16 protein-coding genes and 1 tRNA gene are annotated in these 18,515 nt (G+C 52.4%); 5 read left to right on the top strand and 12 right to left on the bottom strand.

The features are described 5' to 3' along the window. Positions 1-20: 20 nt before the first annotated feature. The 8 genes from J4728_RS11905 to J4728_RS11870 form a co-directional block, all read right to left on the bottom strand. Positions 21-389 (bottom strand): DUF1090 domain-containing protein, encoded by a 369-nt coding sequence (locus J4728_RS11905; RefSeq protein ID WP_208211795.1) that lies wholly within the window; start codon positions 387-389, stop codon positions 21-23. A gap of 144 nt (positions 390-533) precedes the next feature. After that, positions 534-917 (bottom strand): EnvZ/OmpR regulon moderator MzrA, encoded by a 384-nt coding sequence (gene mzrA / locus J4728_RS11900; protein WP_000917516.1) that lies wholly within the window; start codon positions 915-917, stop codon positions 534-536. 3 nt (positions 918-920) lie between these two features. Further along, the gene (gene yqjA, locus J4728_RS11895; RefSeq protein ID WP_000422141.1) at positions 921-1,583 is read right to left on the bottom strand and encodes a DedA family general envelope maintenance protein YqjA; all 663 of its coding nucleotides are present in this window, start codon (positions 1,581-1,583) and stop codon (positions 921-923) included. Positions 1,584-2,032: 449 nt separating this feature from the next. Beyond that, positions 2,033-3,277, bottom strand: a complete 1,245-nt coding sequence (gene sstT / locus J4728_RS11890) for a serine/threonine transporter SstT (protein WP_000235363.1) — start codon at positions 3,275-3,277, stop codon at positions 2,033-2,035. A gap of 254 nt (positions 3,278-3,531) precedes the next feature. Next, positions 3,532-4,500 carry a TerC family protein gene (locus J4728_RS11885; RefSeq protein ID WP_001098833.1) on the bottom strand — a complete coding sequence of 323 codons (969 nt, stop codon included), beginning with the start codon at positions 4,498-4,500 and terminating at the stop codon, positions 3,532-3,534. 269 nt (positions 4,501-4,769) lie between these two features. Continuing rightward, positions 4,770-5,768: a Gfo/Idh/MocA family protein gene (locus J4728_RS11880; protein WP_208211793.1), complete on the bottom strand. Its 999-nt coding sequence runs from the start codon at positions 5,766-5,768 to the stop codon at positions 4,770-4,772. Positions 5,769-5,856: 88 nt separating this feature from the next. After that, entirely contained in the window at positions 5,857-6,549 is a 693-nt protein-coding gene (locus tag J4728_RS11875) for a vancomycin high temperature exclusion protein (protein WP_000951045.1), read from the bottom strand. Between the two features lie 151 nt (positions 6,550-6,700). After that, positions 6,701-7,198, bottom strand: coding sequence for a M48 family metallopeptidase (locus tag J4728_RS11870; protein ID WP_000202966.1), 498 nt, complete (start codon positions 7,196-7,198; stop codon positions 6,701-6,703). Positions 7,199-7,283: 85 nt separating this feature from the next. Between J4728_RS11870 and rlmG the strand changes: the two genes are divergently transcribed. Next, positions 7,284-8,420 carry a 23S rRNA (guanine(1835)-N(2))-methyltransferase RlmG gene (rlmG, locus tag J4728_RS11865; RefSeq protein WP_000019989.1) on the top strand — a complete coding sequence of 379 codons (1,137 nt, stop codon included), beginning with the start codon at positions 7,284-7,286 and terminating at the stop codon, positions 8,418-8,420. Between the two features lie 80 nt (positions 8,421-8,500). On the opposite strand, the gene J4728_RS11860 is transcribed toward rlmG, so the two are convergent. Together J4728_RS11860 and ygjG are read right to left on the bottom strand one after the other, a co-directional pair. Continuing rightward, positions 8,501-10,519, bottom strand: coding sequence for an NADPH-dependent 2,4-dienoyl-CoA reductase (locus J4728_RS11860; protein WP_208211791.1), 2,019 nt, complete (start codon positions 10,517-10,519; stop codon positions 8,501-8,503). A 170-nt stretch (positions 10,520-10,689) separates the two neighbouring features. Then, entirely contained in the window at positions 10,690-12,069 is a 1,380-nt protein-coding gene (gene ygjG / locus J4728_RS11855) for a putrescine aminotransferase (RefSeq protein ID WP_001520281.1), read from the bottom strand. Between the two features lie 429 nt (positions 12,070-12,498). Between ygjG and J4728_RS11850 the strand changes: the two genes are divergently transcribed. Together J4728_RS11850 and J4728_RS11845 are read left to right on the top strand one after the other, a co-directional pair. Then, a complete protein-coding gene (locus J4728_RS11850; RefSeq protein ID WP_000094645.1) occupies positions 12,499-14,019 on the top strand; it encodes a PAS domain-containing methyl-accepting chemotaxis protein in 1,521 nt (506 codons plus the stop codon). Positions 14,020-14,406: 387 nt separating this feature from the next. After that, the gene (locus tag J4728_RS11845) at positions 14,407-15,972 is read left to right on the top strand and encodes a methyl-accepting chemotaxis protein (RefSeq protein ID WP_000478471.1); all 1,566 of its coding nucleotides are present in this window, start codon (positions 14,407-14,409) and stop codon (positions 15,970-15,972) included. On the opposite strand, the gene J4728_RS11840 is transcribed toward J4728_RS11845, so the two are convergent. Next, complete coding sequence (locus J4728_RS11840) at positions 15,969-16,616, bottom strand: PadR family transcriptional regulator (protein WP_208211789.1); 648 nt, start codon at positions 16,614-16,616, stop codon at positions 15,969-15,971. The genes J4728_RS11845 and J4728_RS11840 overlap by 4 nt on opposite strands. Before the next feature lie 231 nt (positions 16,617-16,847). Here J4728_RS11840 and J4728_RS11835 point away from each other — a divergent pair, with 231 nt between their 5' ends. After that, the gene (locus tag J4728_RS11835) at positions 16,848-17,615 is read left to right on the top strand and encodes a siderophore-interacting protein (RefSeq protein ID WP_000213757.1); all 768 of its coding nucleotides are present in this window, start codon (positions 16,848-16,850) and stop codon (positions 17,613-17,615) included. Between the two features lie 79 nt (positions 17,616-17,694). Here the strand turns inward: J4728_RS11835 and J4728_RS11830 are convergent. Continuing rightward, a tRNA-Ile gene (locus J4728_RS11830) sits at positions 17,695-17,770 on the bottom strand. Positions 17,771-17,895: 125 nt separating this feature from the next. Between J4728_RS11830 and mug the strand changes: the two genes are divergently transcribed. Then, positions 17,896-18,402 (top strand): G/U mismatch-specific DNA glycosylase, encoded by a 507-nt coding sequence (mug, locus tag J4728_RS11825; protein ID WP_000237776.1) that lies wholly within the window; start codon positions 17,896-17,898, stop codon positions 18,400-18,402. The last annotated feature ends 113 nt before the right edge of the window (positions 18,403-18,515 follow it).

The following is an 18,515-nucleotide window of genomic DNA, read 5'->3' as shown; positions in this document are numbered from 1 at the left end:
TATTTACATTCGGCGTTAATTTAGTAGTCTCTGGCCTCAAGTTTTTTTAGCTCATCCTGAGCCTCGGCCAGCTTACGTTCACGTTTGTCTATTTTATCCGCATCGCCTTTTGCTTTTGCCTCGGCTAAATCACGTTGGCGTTCGGCTACCTCTTCTTTTTGCTCAGCGATCTTTTTCTGATGCTCGGCGCGCAGCTTGCTGTCAGTACAATTGGCGCGTACTTCGCTGAGCGCCTTGTTCAGACCCTCAATACGGCGCTGATTGTTGTGCTTTTCAGCGTGGCTAATTTCCTTTTGTATATCCTGCTCTTTTTCCTGACAAAGCGAATTAGCGTAGCTACCGGCGCTAAGTGTAAAAAGCGTGATAGCCAAAGCGATGCGGTATTTCATTCCTGAACTTTCCCTTATGTTCGGACCCGTTGTCCGGGGCGGTGATCCCGATAATAACGCGGTGGGTTAAACACCGCTTTATTAATCATAGTCATTAAACAATGAAATCACCAAAGTGAGTGATATGATTCGGATTCCTGGAGGTTAGCCAAAGCGGTGTGAGCTTTCCCGTAAGCGGGACAGCCACTGTACCGTTTCGTTGTCATCGTCCTGCTGAGCGACGACATAACCGTGTGGTAACGTTTGATCAAGCACTGTTTTTGCTGCGGCGCTTTGCGCAGGGGAATCGAAGGTAATGAGCAACATGTCATTTTTAGGCGTAATGCTTTTAAAATGAATGCCGTTCGCATCCAGATGATGCAGAACTGAGAAGCCGTCTGGCATACTGGCGCCCTGGTTAACCGCGCGAATGGCCAGCGTCGACTCTTGCTGACGCAGCGTTGACCACGTCATCATGAGTATGGTCAGCATCAGTAGAAAAGCGCTGATCCAAATGAGTTGTCGGGCAGTTATGCGTGGTTTAAGCATAAGTTATCCCCGGCTCCCATACTTCTTTTTCCACAGCATGACCAGTGAACCCGCCAGGCCAAAAAAGAGCAGCACCACGGGCAGCAGCATCAGGCATGACATTAACTGATCTTCATATTTCATAAAGACGGGCGTTTTGCCCAGCAGATAGCCCAGCGACGTCAGGATAAGCACCCACAACAAGCCGCTCATCCAGTTGAAGAACTGAAAGCGCGCGTTATTCAGGCCGGATATGCCGGCAATGGTGGGCAGCAGCGTTCTGACAAACGCGATAAAACGGCCTATCAATAATGCCGACAGACCGTGTTTATGGAAAAGGTGATGGGCGCGTTGATGATAATGTGCGGGGAGATGAGAGAGCCAGTTTTGCACGGTGCGGGTATTCCCCAGCCAGCGGCCCTGAATATAGCTCACCCAGCAACCCAGGCTGGCCGCGACGGTAAGCAGCAAAATGGTTTGTGGAAAACCCATCGCGCCTTTGGCGATCAGCACGCCGACCAGGATCAACAGGCTGTCGCCAGGCAAAAAGGCGGCAGGGAGCAGCCCATTTTCCAGAAACAAAATCATAAATAACACAAAATATAACATGCCAATCATGGAAGGATTGGCCAGTGTTTCAAAGTCCTGAGCCCACAGGGCATTCAGCAATTGAGTCAGTAGTTCCATTCAGTATTCCTGGAGAATCGGTTAACGTCACGCCGGTGATCTGAGGTTTGCACTGCCGCAACAGAGTTGGAGTTTTTATCAGCGTTGCGGAAACGGCAAATTCGCGGCCTGAACTATTCCTTGTTAAGTTGTGAAGTAAGCAAGCACTAACACACAAAAATTCAAAATGCATCTAATTGTAACAAAGGTCGACGAAGTCCGTTATAGAAATTACGCGTCGTTGAGCTTTGATTTTGCTTATCGCAAGGGAGGGTGGCGAGAGGATTTACACAGGCTGACACTTTATACTTTACGCTGACCGAGCGCCGCGGCAGACGCCATCTACATATAACGTTACGCGAGGATGTTGCGTGTGGATATAAATTCGCTTTACGTCACAGCCTACGGATTGGGAGATTCAGATCTATCGTTACGCCGGATGGCATACGCCATCCGGCATCGATAATCACTTAGCTACGCAAGGCGTTATTCGCCAGACGTTCGTCCTCTGCCTGGCAGGCTGCCGCAGTGAACAGAACATCGGTAGATGAGTTCAGCGCCGTTTCACACGAATCCTGCAATACGCCGATAATAAAGCCGACCGCTACTACCTGCATCGCGATATCGTTCGGGATGCCAAACATGTTGCACGCCAGCGGGATCAGCAGCAATGAACCGCCTGCCACGCCGGAGGCGCCGCAAGCACACAGCGAGGCCACCACGCTCAGCAGCAGCGCTGTAGGCAGATCCACCGGGACGCCTAACGTATGAACTGCCGCCAACGTCAGAACCGTAATGGTAATTGCCGCGCCGGCCATATTGATGGTGGCGCCCAGCGGAATGGAAACGGAGTAAGTATCCCTGTCCAGATTCAGTTTTTCGCACAGCGCCATATTCACTGGAATATTGGCGGCAGAGCTGCGGGTAAAGAAGGCATAAACGCCGCTTTCACGCAGGCAGGCGAACACCAGCGGATAAGGGTTGCGACGAATTTTCCAGAATACCAACAGCGGGTTGACCACCAGCGCGACCAGCAGCATACAGCCAATCAAGACGACCAGCAGGTGCGCATAGCCCCACAGGGTGGAGAAGCCGGTGGTTGCAAGCGTTGATGAAACCAGACCAAAAATACCGACTGGCGCGAAACGGATCACCAGTTTCACCATAAAGGTCACGGCGTTAGACATATCGTTCACGAGGTTTTTGGTGGTTTCATTGCCATGACGCAGGGCAAATCCCAGACCGACGGCCCACACCAGAATCCCGATATAGTTAGCGTTCAGCAGCGCGTCGATGGGGTTCGACACCATACTCATCAGCAGACCGCGCAAGACTTCTACAATGCCGGACGGCGGCACGATATCCTGGGCGCTACTGGACAGATGCAGCGTTGAAGGGAAGGCGAAGCTGAACACAACGGCCGCCAGCGCGGCTGAAAAGGTGCCTAGCAGGTAAAGAAAGAGAATAGGGCGAATATTGGTTTTTTGGCCGTGCTGGTGGTTGGCGATCGAGGCCATTACCAGCATCAGCACCAGAACGGGGGCGACCGCTTTTAAGGCGCCGACGAACAGGGTGCCAAGCAAGCCAACCGCTTCTGCCGCAGGCTTAGAAATCCATGCCAGTAAAATCCCCAGTACCAGACCCACTAAAATTTGTTTAACCAGACTGCCTTGCGCTAAACGCTGCAGTAGCCCTGATGCTCGTTGCGTAGCCATTTCATATTCCTTGTATTGTGTTGCTGGTCATCCCCTGCACGCTCTTACGGCGCATCTTTCAGGATGTAACAAAGTGTTTGCCTGGTTGAGTATAAGGAAAGTTGAAGGTTCGGGAAGCGAAATATCCTGGATTTTTTGCTGTGATCATGTTTTATAACTTTATATTAACAGTATTGTGACATGTTAAACAAAAACGCCCGACAGGTGTGCGCTGCCGGGCGTTTTTGACGGGGCAGGTTTACCCCGATAAAAGATTATTGCGCTCGTAGTTTCTTATCGCGCTGATGGTTAACCCAGGCGTTAATCACCAGCGTAATGGTCAGAATACCAAACACTACGCCCAGCGAAATCGCGATAGGAATATGGTAGAAGTCGACGATCAGCATCTTAATGCCGATAAAGACCAGAATGACCGCCAGACCATATTTCAGCATCGAGAAGCGTTCCGCCACGCCGGACAGCAGGAAGTACATCGCGCGCAGTCCTAAGATGGCAAACAGGTTAGAGGTCAGTACGATGAACGGGTCGGTGGTGACCGCAAAGATCGCCGGAATACTGTCAACGGCGAAGATCACATCGCTGAACTCAACCATAATCAGCACCAGCAGCAGCGGCGTGGCATACAGCAGGCCGTTTTTACGTACGAAAAAGTGCTCGTTCTCGATCGTATCAGTCATGCGCAGATGCCCGCGCAGCCAACGCACCATCGGTTTTTCGCCAATGCCGGATTCGTCTTCCTTCGCCAGCGCCATTTTTACGCCGGTAAACAGCAGGAAGGCACCGAACACATACAGCAGCCATTCGAACTGAGTGATAAGCCAGGTACCGGCGAAAATCATGATAGTACGCAACACGATCGCGCCAAGAACCCCATACACCAACACCCGGCGTTGCAGAGCCGGAGGGACGGAGAAATAGCTAAACAGCATCAGCCAGACAAAGACGTTATCTACGGCCAGCGACTTTTCAATCAGATAGCCGGTAAGGAACGCTAATGCCTGCGGGTCAGCAACTTCGCGCCCTTGCGTTTCAGCCAGATACCACCAGAAAGCGGCGTTAAACAGTAGCGAGAGCGTTACCCACAGGATTGACCATCCTGCCGCTTGTTTCATCGACATAGCATGTGCGCCACGGCGTCCCTGCAACAACAGGTCGATGGATAGCATTATCACCACAACAACCGCGAATCCACCCCATAATAATGGCGTACCAACAGTATTCATTATTTCTCCCCATGCAAAAAAAAACGGCTAACGCCGAATGGCATTAGCCGTTGCTTTTATGCATAGACCTTGCCATTCGGCAAGGTCTCACTTACAACAATAAAGGAATACGCTGACGCATTCCTTTATGGCTGCCCGGTGACCGGATGTGGTTTTGCACACATCGTAATGACGATCGACCGGCAATGAAGTTACTCCCCTTTGCGCGTAACAAAGTATGACAGGCCACGCGTAGAGTCAATGACCTGTAACATACGATTTACATAATTTTACGCAGTAAGGGGATAAGTCAGATCGTCCGCCGGGAAGATGACCCCGGTTTGACGGCGTATTTCTGTCAGCCATTTTGCCGTGGCGCGACTTAGCGACAACCCCGGATGTTCCACGGCGTGGTTTTCAATAAGCTGGGCAAACGCCCCGGCTTCATACAGCATGGTATTAATATGCTGAGGCTGTGTCAGATCCTGCATCAGCGCGCCGCGCGGCGCAAAACACACTTTCTGGCATTCCGACAGCTTTTCAATGACCAGCGATCCCCTCTCGCCCTGAATTTCACTGGCCAGTACCGAGTCGCTGACTTTGGAATGCTGTAGCGTGACGCTAAAATCGCCGTAATCCATAACCACGACGCCGTGCGCATCTACTCCGCTTTCCAATAAATTCGCCGACGCCTGAACACTGCGCGGCTCGCCCCATAGCGCGATCGCCGACGCCAGACAGTAATACCCGATATCCATAATCGAACCATTGGAGAAGGCCGGATTAAACGTATTCGGATTTTCACCGTTCAGATAGCGCTGATAACGTGAAGAGTACTGGCAGTAATTTAGGAATGCTTTATGCATTCTGCCGATTTTCGGCAACGATTCCCGCAGCAGCAGGAAATTGGGCAGGCAGGCGGTTTTAAAGGCTTCAAACAGTACCCGCTGATTATCGCGCGCGCAGGCGATAGCGGCATCAACCTCCGCCAGGTTAGAAGCCAGCGGCTTTTCGCACATGACATGCTTTTTATGCTGCAAAAAGCGCTGCGTCTGGGAGAAATGCAGGGAATTCGGGCTGGCGATATAAACCGCCTCAATCGCGTCGCTTTGCGCCATCGCTTCCAGCGAGGTAAACAGATGCTCGACGGGATAATCATTTGCGAAAGACTGCGCCTGTTCAAGACTACGGGAGTAAACGGCGGCGAGCCTGAATTTGCCGGTTTCATGGGCGGCGTCGACAAACTGGCGCGTGATCCAGTTAGTCCCAATTACAGCGAAACGTATCATAAACGTCAGCGGACTCCAGAAAGGGATTTTTCGTCAATGTAGCACGCCTTTCCGCCCTTGCCAGTGCGCTGCGACGCACTCTGGCATTTTACTGGCGAGAAGGGCACCCGTGTGCGCTATCAGCCCCAATAGTGACGCCAGCGCCCAGATATTTAGGCTGACGGTGCAAAATTTTGGCATCCAGCACCGCGCTAACCCGCGCCAGCTTTTCCCGAAGTCGTGTGTAGGTTCCGTGCCTTTTATTCAGATCCGGCGCGTTAACGCCGATAGCGTCAATGCCATATTGTTGCGCCAGCCAGATCGCCCGTTGATTATGGAATGCTTGCGAGATAATCGTAATGCGGCTTTCGCCAAACACTTTCCGGGCGCGAACTACGGAGTCCAGCGTGGAGAATCCGGCATAATCACAAAAAATGGCCGCTTCCGGCACACCTTTCGCTATCAGCGCCTGCTGCATCGCCGAAGGTTCATCGTACTCTTTTTTGCCGTTATCGCCGCTGACTAACAGCCACTTCACTTTACCGGCGTGATACAACGCGGCGGCAGTATTAATCCGCCGGGTAAAATACCGATTGCCGGGTTTGGCGCCTAACACCAGCCCGACGTTGCGGGCGGGAACGGTCTGAATATCATTCCATGTCAGATGCTGCGAGGCGTTGACGATAAGCCAGTTGGAATAGAAAAGCGCGACGCCTGCTGCGACAAGCAGAAAACACGCCACTGTTAACGCCCGGCGTGTAAAACAGAGGCGGCGGATAAAACGGGCACATTGTGAGAGCATGGTTGTTGCGCGGTTCCGTTGGCGGTGGATAAAAAATACCCTCTACAGATCGTCATCCTTGACGTGGCGGCAGGCAATGAGCGAAATGTGAACGCGCCGATTTTATGCCCACGCCGTTAAAAAGATACGGGGGAAGGGGCATTTTCAGAATTTATTGTGCCGACAGCGCCTGATGCGTCAGCCACAGTCGCGTATCAAACTCCAGTTGATGGTACTGCGGCTCCATATGGCAGCAGAGCTGATAAAACGCTTTGTTATGATCTTTCTCTTTCAGGTGCGCCAGCTCGTGAACCACAATCATCCGTAAGAATGGCTCCGGGGCGTTACGAAACACGGTGGCGACGCGGATCTCCGCCTTTGCCTTGAGCTTGCCGCCCTGAACGCGCGAGACAGCGGTATGCAGTCCCAGCGCATTTTTCAGCACATGGATCTTGCTGTCATACATCACTTTATTAATGGGCGGCGCATTGCGCAGAAACTGACTTTTCAGTTCCTGAGTATAGTGATATAGCGCTTTGTCAGTGGCGTAATCATGCGCGCCGGGATAACGTTTTTCCAGCACTGCTCCCAGGCGCTGCTCGGCGATTAAGGCGCGCACCTGGGCAAGGAGATGTTCAGGATACCCCTGAAGGTAAGTTAGTGAGGTCATCAAAGCTCCATGTTGCTGATAAAAAGTGTATACTCACGCACCCTTTTCAGGGATAACGCCGCAATTTTACCATTCAGGAGGCCTAATGAGCCACGTAGACGACGGTTTCCGTTCACTGACGCTGAAACGTTTTCCGCAAACGGATGATGTTAACCCGCTTCTGGCGTGGGAGGCGGCCGATGAGTATCTGCTGCAACAGTTGGATGAGACGGAAATTCGCGGCCCGGTGCTGATCCTGAATGATACGTTTGGCGCGCTAAGCTGTGCGCTGGCGGAGCATTCGCCATACAGTATTGGCGATTCGTATTTAAGCGAACTGGGTACGCGAGAGAATTTACGCCATAACGGCATCGCGGAGTCCAGCGTAACGTTTCTCGACAGTACCGCTGACTACCCGCAGGCGCCGGGCGTGGTATTGATTAAGGTACCGAAAACACTGGCATTGCTGGAACAGCAGTTACGCGCTTTGCGTAAGGTCGTTACGGCGCAAACGCGTATTATCGCCGGCGCGAAAGCGCGTGATATTCATACCTCTACGCTGGAACTGTTTGAAAAAGTGCTGGGCCCAACCACGACGACGCTGGCGTGGAAGAAAGCGCGCCTGATTAACTGTACCTTCAGTCATCCGCAACTGGCCGACGCGCCGCAAACGCTAAGCTGGAAACTGGAAGATACAGGCTGGACGATTCACAACCACGCGAATGTGTTTTCTCGTACCGGATTGGATATCGGCGCGCGCTTCTTTATGCAGCATTTGCCGGAAAACCTCGACGGGGAGATTGTCGATCTCGGCTGCGGCAATGGGGTGATTGGCCTGAGCTTACTGGCGAAAAATCCGCAGGCGAACGTGGTATTTGTCGATGAATCGCCGATGGCGGTAGATTCCAGCCGTTTGAATGTAGAAACGAACCTGCCGGAAGCGTTCGAACGCTGCGAATTTATGATCAACAACGCGCTCTCCGGCGTGGAGCCGTTCCGTTTTAACGCGGTGTTCTGCAATCCGCCGTTCCACCAGAAACATGCGCTGACGGATAATATCGCCTGGGAGATGTTCCATCATGCCCGCCGCTGCCTGAAAATCAACGGCGAACTGTATATTGTGGCGAACCGCCATCTGGACTATTTCCACAAGCTGAAGAAGATTTTCGGTAATTGCGCGACGATAGCAACCAACAATAAGTTTGTTATTTTGAAAGCGGTGAAGCAGGGGCGCCGTCGATAAGGCGCTCAAGCGTCATACCGGCCTATAAAACCGGTATGACGGCATAGGCCCGATAAGTGCAGCGCCATCAGGCAAAGTCGTTAAATCTCCAGCGCCAGTCGGGTGCCCTGGGCAATCGCCCGTCGGGCATCCAGCTCCATCGCGACATCGCATCCGCCGATAAGATGTACCGTTTTACCTGCGGCGCGTAACGGGTCCGCCAGCTCGCGGCGGGGTTCCTGTCCGGCGCAGATCACCACATGATCCACTTCCAGCAACTGCGGTTCGCCGCCGATCAAGAGATGTAATCCGTCGTCGTCGATCTTCTGGTAACTGACCGCCGGGATCATCTTCACGCCGCGCGCCAGTAACGTCGCGCGATGGATCCAGCCGGTGGTTTTACCTAACCCTTCGCCCGGCTTGCTGGCTTTGCGTTGCAGCATGACGATTTGCCGTGGACTACGTGCCAGGCGCGGGCCTTCCGGGCGCAGACCGCCTGCCTGTTGCAGGCTGGTATCAATTCCCCATTCCGTACAAAATTCAGCAATATTTTGGCTGGTGGATTCGCCGTGCTGGCTCAGATACATGGCCGTGTCAAAACCGATCCCGCCGCAGCCGATGATCGCCACTCGCTTACCAACCGGCGCTTTATCGCGTAATACCTCCAGGTAGGTCAATACTTTTGGATGATCGATACCGTCTATCGGCGGGCGGCGCGGTACTATTCCGCAGGCGAGGATTGCTTCGTCAAACGGCTGAAGATCCTCTGCGTGCACCTGTTGGTTTAGTTTCAGCGTAACGCCAGTAACATCGATCATTCGACGGTAGTAGCGCAGCGTTTCGTAAAACTCCTCTTTACCCGGGATCTGCCTGGCGATAGTAAACTGACCGCCAATTTCACTCTGGGCGTCAAACAGCGTGACATGATGGCCGCGCGACGCGGCGTTAATCGCGAAAGCCAGCCCCGCCGGGCCTGCGCCGACAACGGCCAGGTTCTTTTTGCGTATGGCCGGCGTTATCGGCATGTGGGTTTCGTGACAGGCGCGTGGGTTCACCAGACAGGAGGTCACTTTGCCGATGAAGATCCGATCCAGACAGGACTGATTACAGCCGATACAGGTGTTGATCTCATCTGCGCGTCCGGATTGCGCTTTAGTCAGGAATTCGGCATCGGCAAGGAAGGGACGCGCCATCGACACCATATCGGCATCGCCGCGCGTCAGGATCGTCTCGGCGACCTGCGGATCGTTAATGCGATTGGTCGCGATCAGCGGAACCGACACATGACCTTTGAGTTTCCGCGTCACCCAGCTAAAGGCGCCACGCGGTACTGGCGTGGCGATGGTCGGGATTCGCGCCTCATGCCAGCCAATGCCGGTATTAATTAGGCTTGCGCCTGCGGCTTCAATGGCTTGCGCCAGTTGTACCGTTTCGTCGAACGTGCCGCCATTTTCCACCAGATCGAGCATCGACAGGCGATAGATAATAATAAAGTCGTTCCCTACCCGCTGGCGTACCGCGCGTACTACCTCAACCGCGAAGCGCATACGATTGGCATAGTCGCCGCCCCATTCGTCATCGCGATGGTTAGTTCGCCGGGTGAGAAATTCATTAATCAGATAGCCCTCTGATCCCATCACCTCTACGCCGTCGTAGCCTGCTTCCCGCGCCAGCTGCGCGCAATGCGCGAAGTCGTCGATTAACTGCAAGATTTCATCATGCGTCAGTTCATGTGGCATAAAGCGGTTGATTGGCGCCTGAATTGCCGACGGCGCGACCAGGTGCGGCTGATAGCTGTAACGCCCGGTGTGCAGAATTTGCAGCGCGATTTTACCGCCTTCCGCATGTACGGCATCGGTCACCACGCGGTGAGGCGTTAATTGGCTGGCGTCGTTCAGCATCGCGCCGCCGGTCATCACGACCCCGGAGGGAACGGGCGCAATACCGCCGGTGACGATTAACGCTACGCCGTGTCGTGCGCGCTCGGCATAAAATGCCGCCAGGCGCTCAGCGCCATCAGGATGTTCTTCCAGACCCGTGTGCATCGATCCCATCAGCACGCGGTTTCTGAGAGTAGTAAAGCCCAGATCGAGCGGGGCGAACAGCGATGGGTAGCTCATAAGCGTATCCAGTATGTAAAATTATTGTTATGTGGTCGGATGAGTTACTACTGTAGCCGTCGCGAGGTAAAAGGGAAAAGGGGAATGTGGTGATTGTGATGGGATTCAAAAAAGAGGCCGCGACCCGGGGAAAACAGGCCGGATAAGCACAGCGCCATCCGGCATCGTTTTTAAACCTCTTCAACGCTCACCTGCATTGCCGCCAGCGCATTACGCGCTGATTTCAATACCTGTTCGCACAGTTCAATGGTTAGCGTGAGCGGTGGCTCAATACGAATTGTTTTCGCATTATTCAGCGTACCAGCGACCAGCACGCGTTGACGGAACATCTCACTGGCAAAACGGTAGCCCGTTTCGTTGTCGACAAATTCAATGGCCATCAACATACCTTTGCCGCGCGCATCGTGTACCAGATTGGGATACTCACGCGCAAGTTGTCGAAAACCATCCAGGAGCGTATCGCCTTTTTGTTCCGCCTGGGCCGGGAGATTTTGTTCCAGCAGGACGTTAATGGTCGCCAGCGCGGCAGCACAAGCCAGCGGATTACCGCCAAAAGTGGTGGTATGCAGGAAGGGGTTGTCGAACAGAACCGAAAACACCTCTTCAGTCGCGATGGTGGCGCCAATCGGCATCACGCCGCCGCCCAGGGCTTTCGCCAGACACAGAATATCAGGCTGCACATTTTCGTGCTCACAGGCAAACATCTTGCCGGTACGCCCCATGCCGGTTTGTACTTCATCCAGAATCATCAGCGCGCCGAATTCGTCACAGAGCTTACGTACCTCTGTCAGGTATCCCTGCGGCGGCAGGATCACGCCGCCTTCACCCTGAATAGGCTCCAAAATCACGGCTGCTATCTCGTCGCCCGTTTTTTTGCCTTCGCTAAATGCCATGCTCATCGCGTCGATATTGCCAAACGGCACATGGCGGAAGCCCGGCAGTAAAGGCATAAAGGGTCTGCGGAAGGTGGATTTGGCCGTGGCGGAGAGCGCGCCCAATGATTTGCCATGAAATGCGCCGCTGGTGGCGATAAAGGTAAACTTGCCGCGCGGCGACTGATACGCTTTTGCCAGTTTTAGCGCCGCTTCGACGGATTCGGTGCCGCTGTTACAGAAAAAGCTGTACTTGAGTTTCCCCGGTGTCAGCGCCGCCAGCGTTTTTGCCAGCATCGCCCGCAAGGGGTCAAGTAACTCCTGGCTGTGGAGAGGTTGTTTTGCGAGTTGATTCTGGACGGCGGATACCACAACAGGATTACGGTGCCCCACGTTAAAGATGCCAAACCCCCCAAGACAGTCGATAAACTCCTGCCCCTGGGTGTCGACAAGCGTATTCAAACTGCCCGCTTGCCACTCTACGGCTCCGTAATCCCCGCCGGCGGTAACAGATTTCCGGTATTCCAGAAATCCTGGATTTACATGCTCTTTAAAGTAGTCAATGACCTCTCGGTTTAGTGCTTTCATTTCCTCATGGTTTAGCGTTCGCTTCTCGATGAGATTCAGTGCGTGCGCGCTACAGGCCAAAGCCGATGCGCTGGAAGGTAACCTGTTCAAAATGAGCTCCAGAGGGCCGTGTATCACATGATACTGAATTAAGTATTGCAGGGATTAGCGGGGGTCTAAGCCCATAGTGAAAATCGGGATAAACACCAGGAACAATCACATTTACACAACATTTAATGTCATGTGTTAACAATTGGATGCATTTTGAGCAGATCTTGTTTTACGGTTTACGGTGTGTTGCGTTAGAGGCGGCGTGAGAAAAAGGTGAGCCAGGGCAGATTTTAAAGAAAAAGGTTGTCCACGCTAAACAATTTCATAATGAAAATAAGGCGCAGGATGAGGTGAAAATCGTACAAATATTAAGGATTAATCGCAAATTGCGATCCAGAGCAATTTTAACAACTAAAGATAAATAGATTAGCGCCGAAATAACATCTGAGCGAAAAATTAACATCCAGATAACCTGCACAGGACGCTATCATGTCTTCTCATCCCTACGTCAGCCAGCTAAATACCCCGCTGGATGATGATACCACTCTGATGTCTACGACCGACCTGGAAAGCTATATCACTCACGCCAATGACACTTTTGTCCAGGTGAGCGGCTATCAGTTAAACGAGTTACTGGCGCAGCCACATAATCTGGTGCGTCATCCGGATATGCCGAAAGCTGCCTTCGCAGATATGTGGTACACCCTAAAACAGGGCGAACCGTGGAGCGGCATTGTGAAAAACCGGCGTAAAAACGGCGACCATTATTGGGTGCGGGCCAACGCGGTACCGATGATACGTGAAGGGCGTGTGACGGGATATATGTCGATCCGTACCCGCGCCACGGATGATGAGATTGCCGCCGTCGAGCCTTTATATCAGGCGCTAAATGAAGGGCGGTGTAGTAAACGTATTCATAAAGGCCTGGTGGTTCGTCAGGGCTTGCTGGGCAAACTGCCCGCTATGCCTGTTCGCTGGCGAGTGCGTAGCATTATGGGGCTAATGGCCGTAATGCTGGCGTTGGCGCTGTTCGGTACGGATGCCTCATGGCAGGCGTTGTTGTTGGGCGCGTTGGCGATGCTGGCAGGTACGGCGCTATTTGAATGGCAAATTGTGCGTCCCATTGAAAATGTGGCGACGCAGGCGCTGAAAGTGGCGACCGGCGAACGCAACAGCGTACAACACCTTAATCGTAGCGATGAGTTGGGGCTGACGCTGAGGGCCGTGGGGCAGCTTGGCTTGATGTGCCGCTGGCTGATCAATGACGTATCAAGTCAGGTTTCCAGCGTCAGAAACGGCAGTGAAAGGCTGGCGAAGGGTAACAATGATCTGAACGAACACACCCGTCAGACCGTGGAGAATGTTCAGGAAACGGTAACGACCATGAACCAGATGGCGGAGTCCGTGAAGCTCAATTCCGAGACGGCTTCCGCTGCGGATAAGCTTTCCATGGCGGCCAGTAGCGCGGCGACTCAGGGAGGTGAGGCGATGGATACGGTGATTAAAACGATGGATGATATCGCTCACAGTACGCAACGTATCGGGACGATCACCACGCTAATTAACGATATCGCTTTTCAGACGAATATCCTGGCGCTGAATGCGGCGGTAGAAGCGGCGAGAGCGGGCGAGCAGGGGAAAGGGTTTGCCGTGGTTGCTGGCGAGGTACGTCATCTTGCCAGCCGTAGCGCTAATGCGGCGAACGATATTCGTAAATTAATTGACGCCAGCGCAACAAAGGTGCAGTCAGGCTCCGAGCAGGTTCACGCCGCAGGCCGTACCATGGATGACATTGTAGCCCAGGTGCAAAATGTCACCCTGCTTATCGCACGGATCAGCCAGTCGACGCAGGAACAGACAGATGGGCTTTCCAGCCTGACTCGCGCCGTGGACGAGTTGAACCGCATAACCCAGAAGAATGCGGCGCTGGTGGAAGAGAGCGCACAAGTCTCCGCGATGGTAAAACACCGTGCCAGCCGGCTGGAGGATGCGGTCACGGTACTGCATTAAATTTATTTGTAGGTCGCAACGGTAATGACGTCCGCCCGGTAGCAACAAGCTTACCGGGCGGATGCGCTCTGATAGAAGGCGGTGCCTGCCATCATAGAGAGTATCAGTGGCCTGTGATGTTAAAAATAATGTGATATTTATTCCTTCTCCCTTGTCTACCTATTAATAGGTATAAACTCAGTTAATAAATAAGAAATGGTTAACCTTTTAGCGTATTTCTTTCATTATTAGTGCCAATTTATGTCACTTTTGGTTCATCTTTCTGTGAACAATAAATATTACTTACTAATAATGCTCCGAAATAAAAAGCGATCAATATCATAAAGTTAGTAACATTATTGCCGATAAATCTTCCTGTATGAGGATATGCAATCCCAGGGAGAAAATATGTTTTTGCATAACATTAAAATACGTTCAAAATTATTTATGGCCTTTGGCTTATTCATTGTTCTCATGGTGGTGAGTTCCGCTCTGTCTTTGTTTAGCCTTGATCGGGCTAATACGGGTATGCAGAACATTATTACCAATGATTATCCCACCACGGTAAAAGCCAATCTGTTAATCGATAATTTTAATGATTTCATCATCGCGCAGCAGCTCATGTTACTGGATGAAGAGGGGCGCTGGAGCCAGAGTTCGCAGAAAGAGCTGGATGAAATAAGCCAGCGTATTACGGCGTTACTGGATGAGCTTTCCAGCAATCGTCACGATGCGGCTTCGCAGAAAATCATTACCGAGATCCGTGAAGCGCGCCAGCAATACCTGGAGTCCAGATTCCGTATTTTGCAAGATATTCAAAGCCATAATCGTCAGGCGGCCATTCAGGAGATGATGACCAGAACGGTGCAAGTGCAAAAGGTCTATAAGGACAAAGTTCAGGAACTTATCGCCGTTCAGGATGCGCAGATGCACAACGCGGGCGTGCAGGTCGAAGGAGATTTTAAAACTAACCGGACGCTGTTAATTACCCTGGCGCTGATAAGCATCGCTGCCGGATGCGTAATGGGATGGTATATCGTACGTTCCATTACCCGACCGCTTGATGACGCAGTACGCTTTGCCGAGGCGATTGCCGATGGCGATCTGACTCGCCATATCACCACCGACTATAAAGATGAAACAGGCGTACTACTGCAAGCATTAATGGCGATGAAAACGCGTCTGCTGGATATCGTACAGGAAGTGCAAAACGGTTCGGAGAGTATCTCCACGGCGGCGGCGCAAATTGTCGCCGGTAACCAGGATTTGGCGGCGCGTACGGAAGAGCAGGCCAGCTCGGTTGAAGAAACGGCGGCGTCGATGGAACAGATTACCGCCACGGTTAAAAATACGGCTGACCATACCAGTGAAGCGACCAAACTCTCTGCCGGCGCCGCCAGCGTAGTGAAAAACAATGGGGAGATGATGAATCAAGTGACGCAGAAAATGCGCGTCATTAACGATACGGCAAATCGTATGTCGGATATCATCAATATCATTGATTCCATTGCCTTTCAGACCAATATTCTGGCGCTGAACGCGGCGGTTGAAGCGGCTCGCGCGGGCGAACATGGGCGCGGTTTTGCCGTTGTCGCCGGAGAGGTTCGCCAGTTGGCGCAAAAGAGCGCCTCGTCAGCCAGTGAAATCCGTAATTTGATTGAAGATTCAACCAGTCAGACTCAGGAAGGGATGCACCTGGTGGAGAAAGCCAGCGCCCTGATTAATGGCATGGTGGATAACGTCGAAGAGATGGATGTGATATTACGCGAGATTGGGCAGGCCAGCCGCGAGCAAACTGACGGTATTTCGCAGATTAACAGCGCGATTGGCCTGATTGACGCCGCCACGCAACAAAACTCCTGCCTTGTGGAAGAGTCTGTTGCCGCCGCGGCGTCGCTGAACGAACAGGCGTTACATTTAAAAGAGCTGGTTAACGTGTTCCGCGTCCGCGAAGAGGACACGCAGCCCGCTTAATCCAGTTCGGCGATTTCCAGCGCCGCGCGATCAATCACGCCGATAATGCGTTTGATTTGCGCGTCGTTGATATCGCTGTGGTTTATCCGCAGATCCAGCACGGCCTTGAAGTTATCCAGCGCCCGCTTCATCTGCGGATTTTTACGTAACTCCATGCCCACACAACGGGCTTTTAGCCGCGCCTGAATATGCGTCAGGTGTTCGCGATTTTCATCAAGCCATTGCGCGCCGTTCGCGGTAATCGCGATTTTTTTCCGCCCGCCTTCTTCGTCGCTAATCGTGATAAATTGCTGATCCTGTAAAAAATCCAGCGTAGGGTAGATCACACCAGCGCTTGGCGTATAGCCGCCCCCCGTCAGGTTTTCTATCGCTTTAATCAGTTCATAGCCGTGGCTGGCGTCCCGGGTCAGGATATCAAGAATGACCAGCCGAAGCTCCCCGTGGCCAAAAAATCGCTGACGTCGACCACCGCCCTGTCCATGACGACCACAGCCGTGTCCGTGACGGTGTTCGCCGCCGCAACTGGCGTTCTTATGCTGATGCGCGCTATGGCAGCCTTCATGCTGATGTTCTCGATCTTTACAGCAGCCGTCGTGCTTATGATCCCGGTTTTTGCAACACCCTTCATGTTGATTTTGCATCATTGCCTCCTGCTTATTTAGATATATCTAATTTATATCTAAATGATGCTTTTTAGCAAGGATAAAAGCGCTTGTTGATATAATCTATTAATTTATAACGTTTTATTTTGAAGTTGTGATTAGCGATGTGTTGCCAGAACACTATCAAAAAACAGTTGCATTTTTACTGATTAACAATCATTATCATTTAAAACTTTAATTTAGATATATCGTATTACTTCACGAAGGCAAAAAATGACGACATCATCCGTACGCTACCCACAGCGTGTTCGTAATGAGCTGCGTTTTCGCGAGCTGATCGTTCTGCGGGTAGAACGTATTAGCGCAGGATTTCAGCGGATCGTACTTGGCGGCGAGGCGCTGGACGGTTTCATCTCCCTGGGCTTTGACGATCACACGAAAGTTTTTTTCCCTGAGCCAGGCTGTCGCTTTACGCCCCCGACAGTCACTGAGGAAGGCATTATCTGGGGGGAGGGCGTTCGTCCGGTCTCCAGGGATTACACGCCGCTGTATGACGAGGCGCGTCGCGAGCTGGCGCTGGATTTCTTTATCCACGATGGTGGCGTAGCCAGCCGTTGGGCAATGGAAGCCCGTGAAGGCGATACACTGACGATTGGCGGGCCGCGCGGTTCGCTGGTGGTGCCGGAAGATTATGCCTGTCAGGTTTATGTCTGCGATGAGTCCGGTATGCCTGCGCTACGTCGTCGTCTGGAATCGCTTAGCCGTCTGCCTGCGCGCCCTGCGGTAACCGCGCTGGTGAGCATTCAGGATGCGGCATACCGCGATTATCTCGCCCATTTGACGGACATTACTGTGGAATATGTTGTTGACGGCGATGAACAGGCAATGCAAACGCGCCTGTCGCAGCTGACAATACCAGAATCAGACTATTTCATCTGGATTACTGGCGAAGGCAAAACGGTAAAACGTTTAAGTCAGTGCTTTGAAAAGGGGTTTGATCCACACCTGGTACATGCGGCAGCCTATTGGCATCGTAAATAGCGGTATGGGGCGAGCCCTGTCAGAAACAAAAAAGCCACTCTTTAGAGTGGCTTAATTATATGATTTTAAAGCTAAAATTTGGTGGCCCCTGCTGGACTTGAACCAGCGACCAAGCGATTATGAGTCGCCTGCTCTAACCACTGAGCTAAGGGGCCGTGGCGGTGGATTATAATGTAACTTTACGCTGTAATCCAGCCGTAACCGTGCGGGTGCTGTTTTTATAAACAATGTGTTTTCAACCCGTTATACTTAAAGAACGTTGTATTGCTCAGGAGTAATAATGGTTAAGGACATACTGGCGCCAGGGCTACGGGTGGTTTTTTGCGGCATCAATCCGGGACTCTCGTCGGCGAATACCGGCTTTCCGTTTGCACATCCCGCGAATCGTTTTTGGAAAGTTATTCATTTGGCCGGTTTCACCGATCGGCAGTTGAAACCGGAAGAGGCGGAAAAATTACTGGATTTTCGCTGCGGGGTAACGAAACTCGTCGACCGACCGACGGTACAAGCGACTGAGGTGAAGTTGCATGAATTACGTAGCGGCGGACGAAACCTGATTGAAAAAATAGAGGACTACCAGCCCGCGGCGCTGGCGGTGCTTGGTAAACAGGCTTTTGAACAGGGGTTCAGCCAGCGCGGTATCGCCTGGGGTAAACAAAAGATCGCCATTGGCGCGACGATGGTGTGGGTGTTGCCGAATCCCAGCGGCTTAAACCGAATTAAAACGGAAAAACTGGTCGAGGCCTATCGCGAACTGGATCAAGCGCTCATTATGCGTGGGCTATAGCAATGGGGAATGAGGGCGCGAATACTCGCGCTGTGTAGAAATTCTGCAGGCCAAATAGGGCGCTTGCGCATGGCCTGATAAAAAAACGCCGCCTTGCGGCGGCGTTTATACGT

This window comes from Salmonella sp. 32070601201500089SM, assembly GCF_017573605.1.
Taxonomy (GTDB): Bacteria; Pseudomonadota; Gammaproteobacteria; order Enterobacterales; family Enterobacteriaceae; genus Salmonella; species Salmonella enterica.
This window is presented reverse-complemented; position numbering and strand designations above follow the sequence as displayed.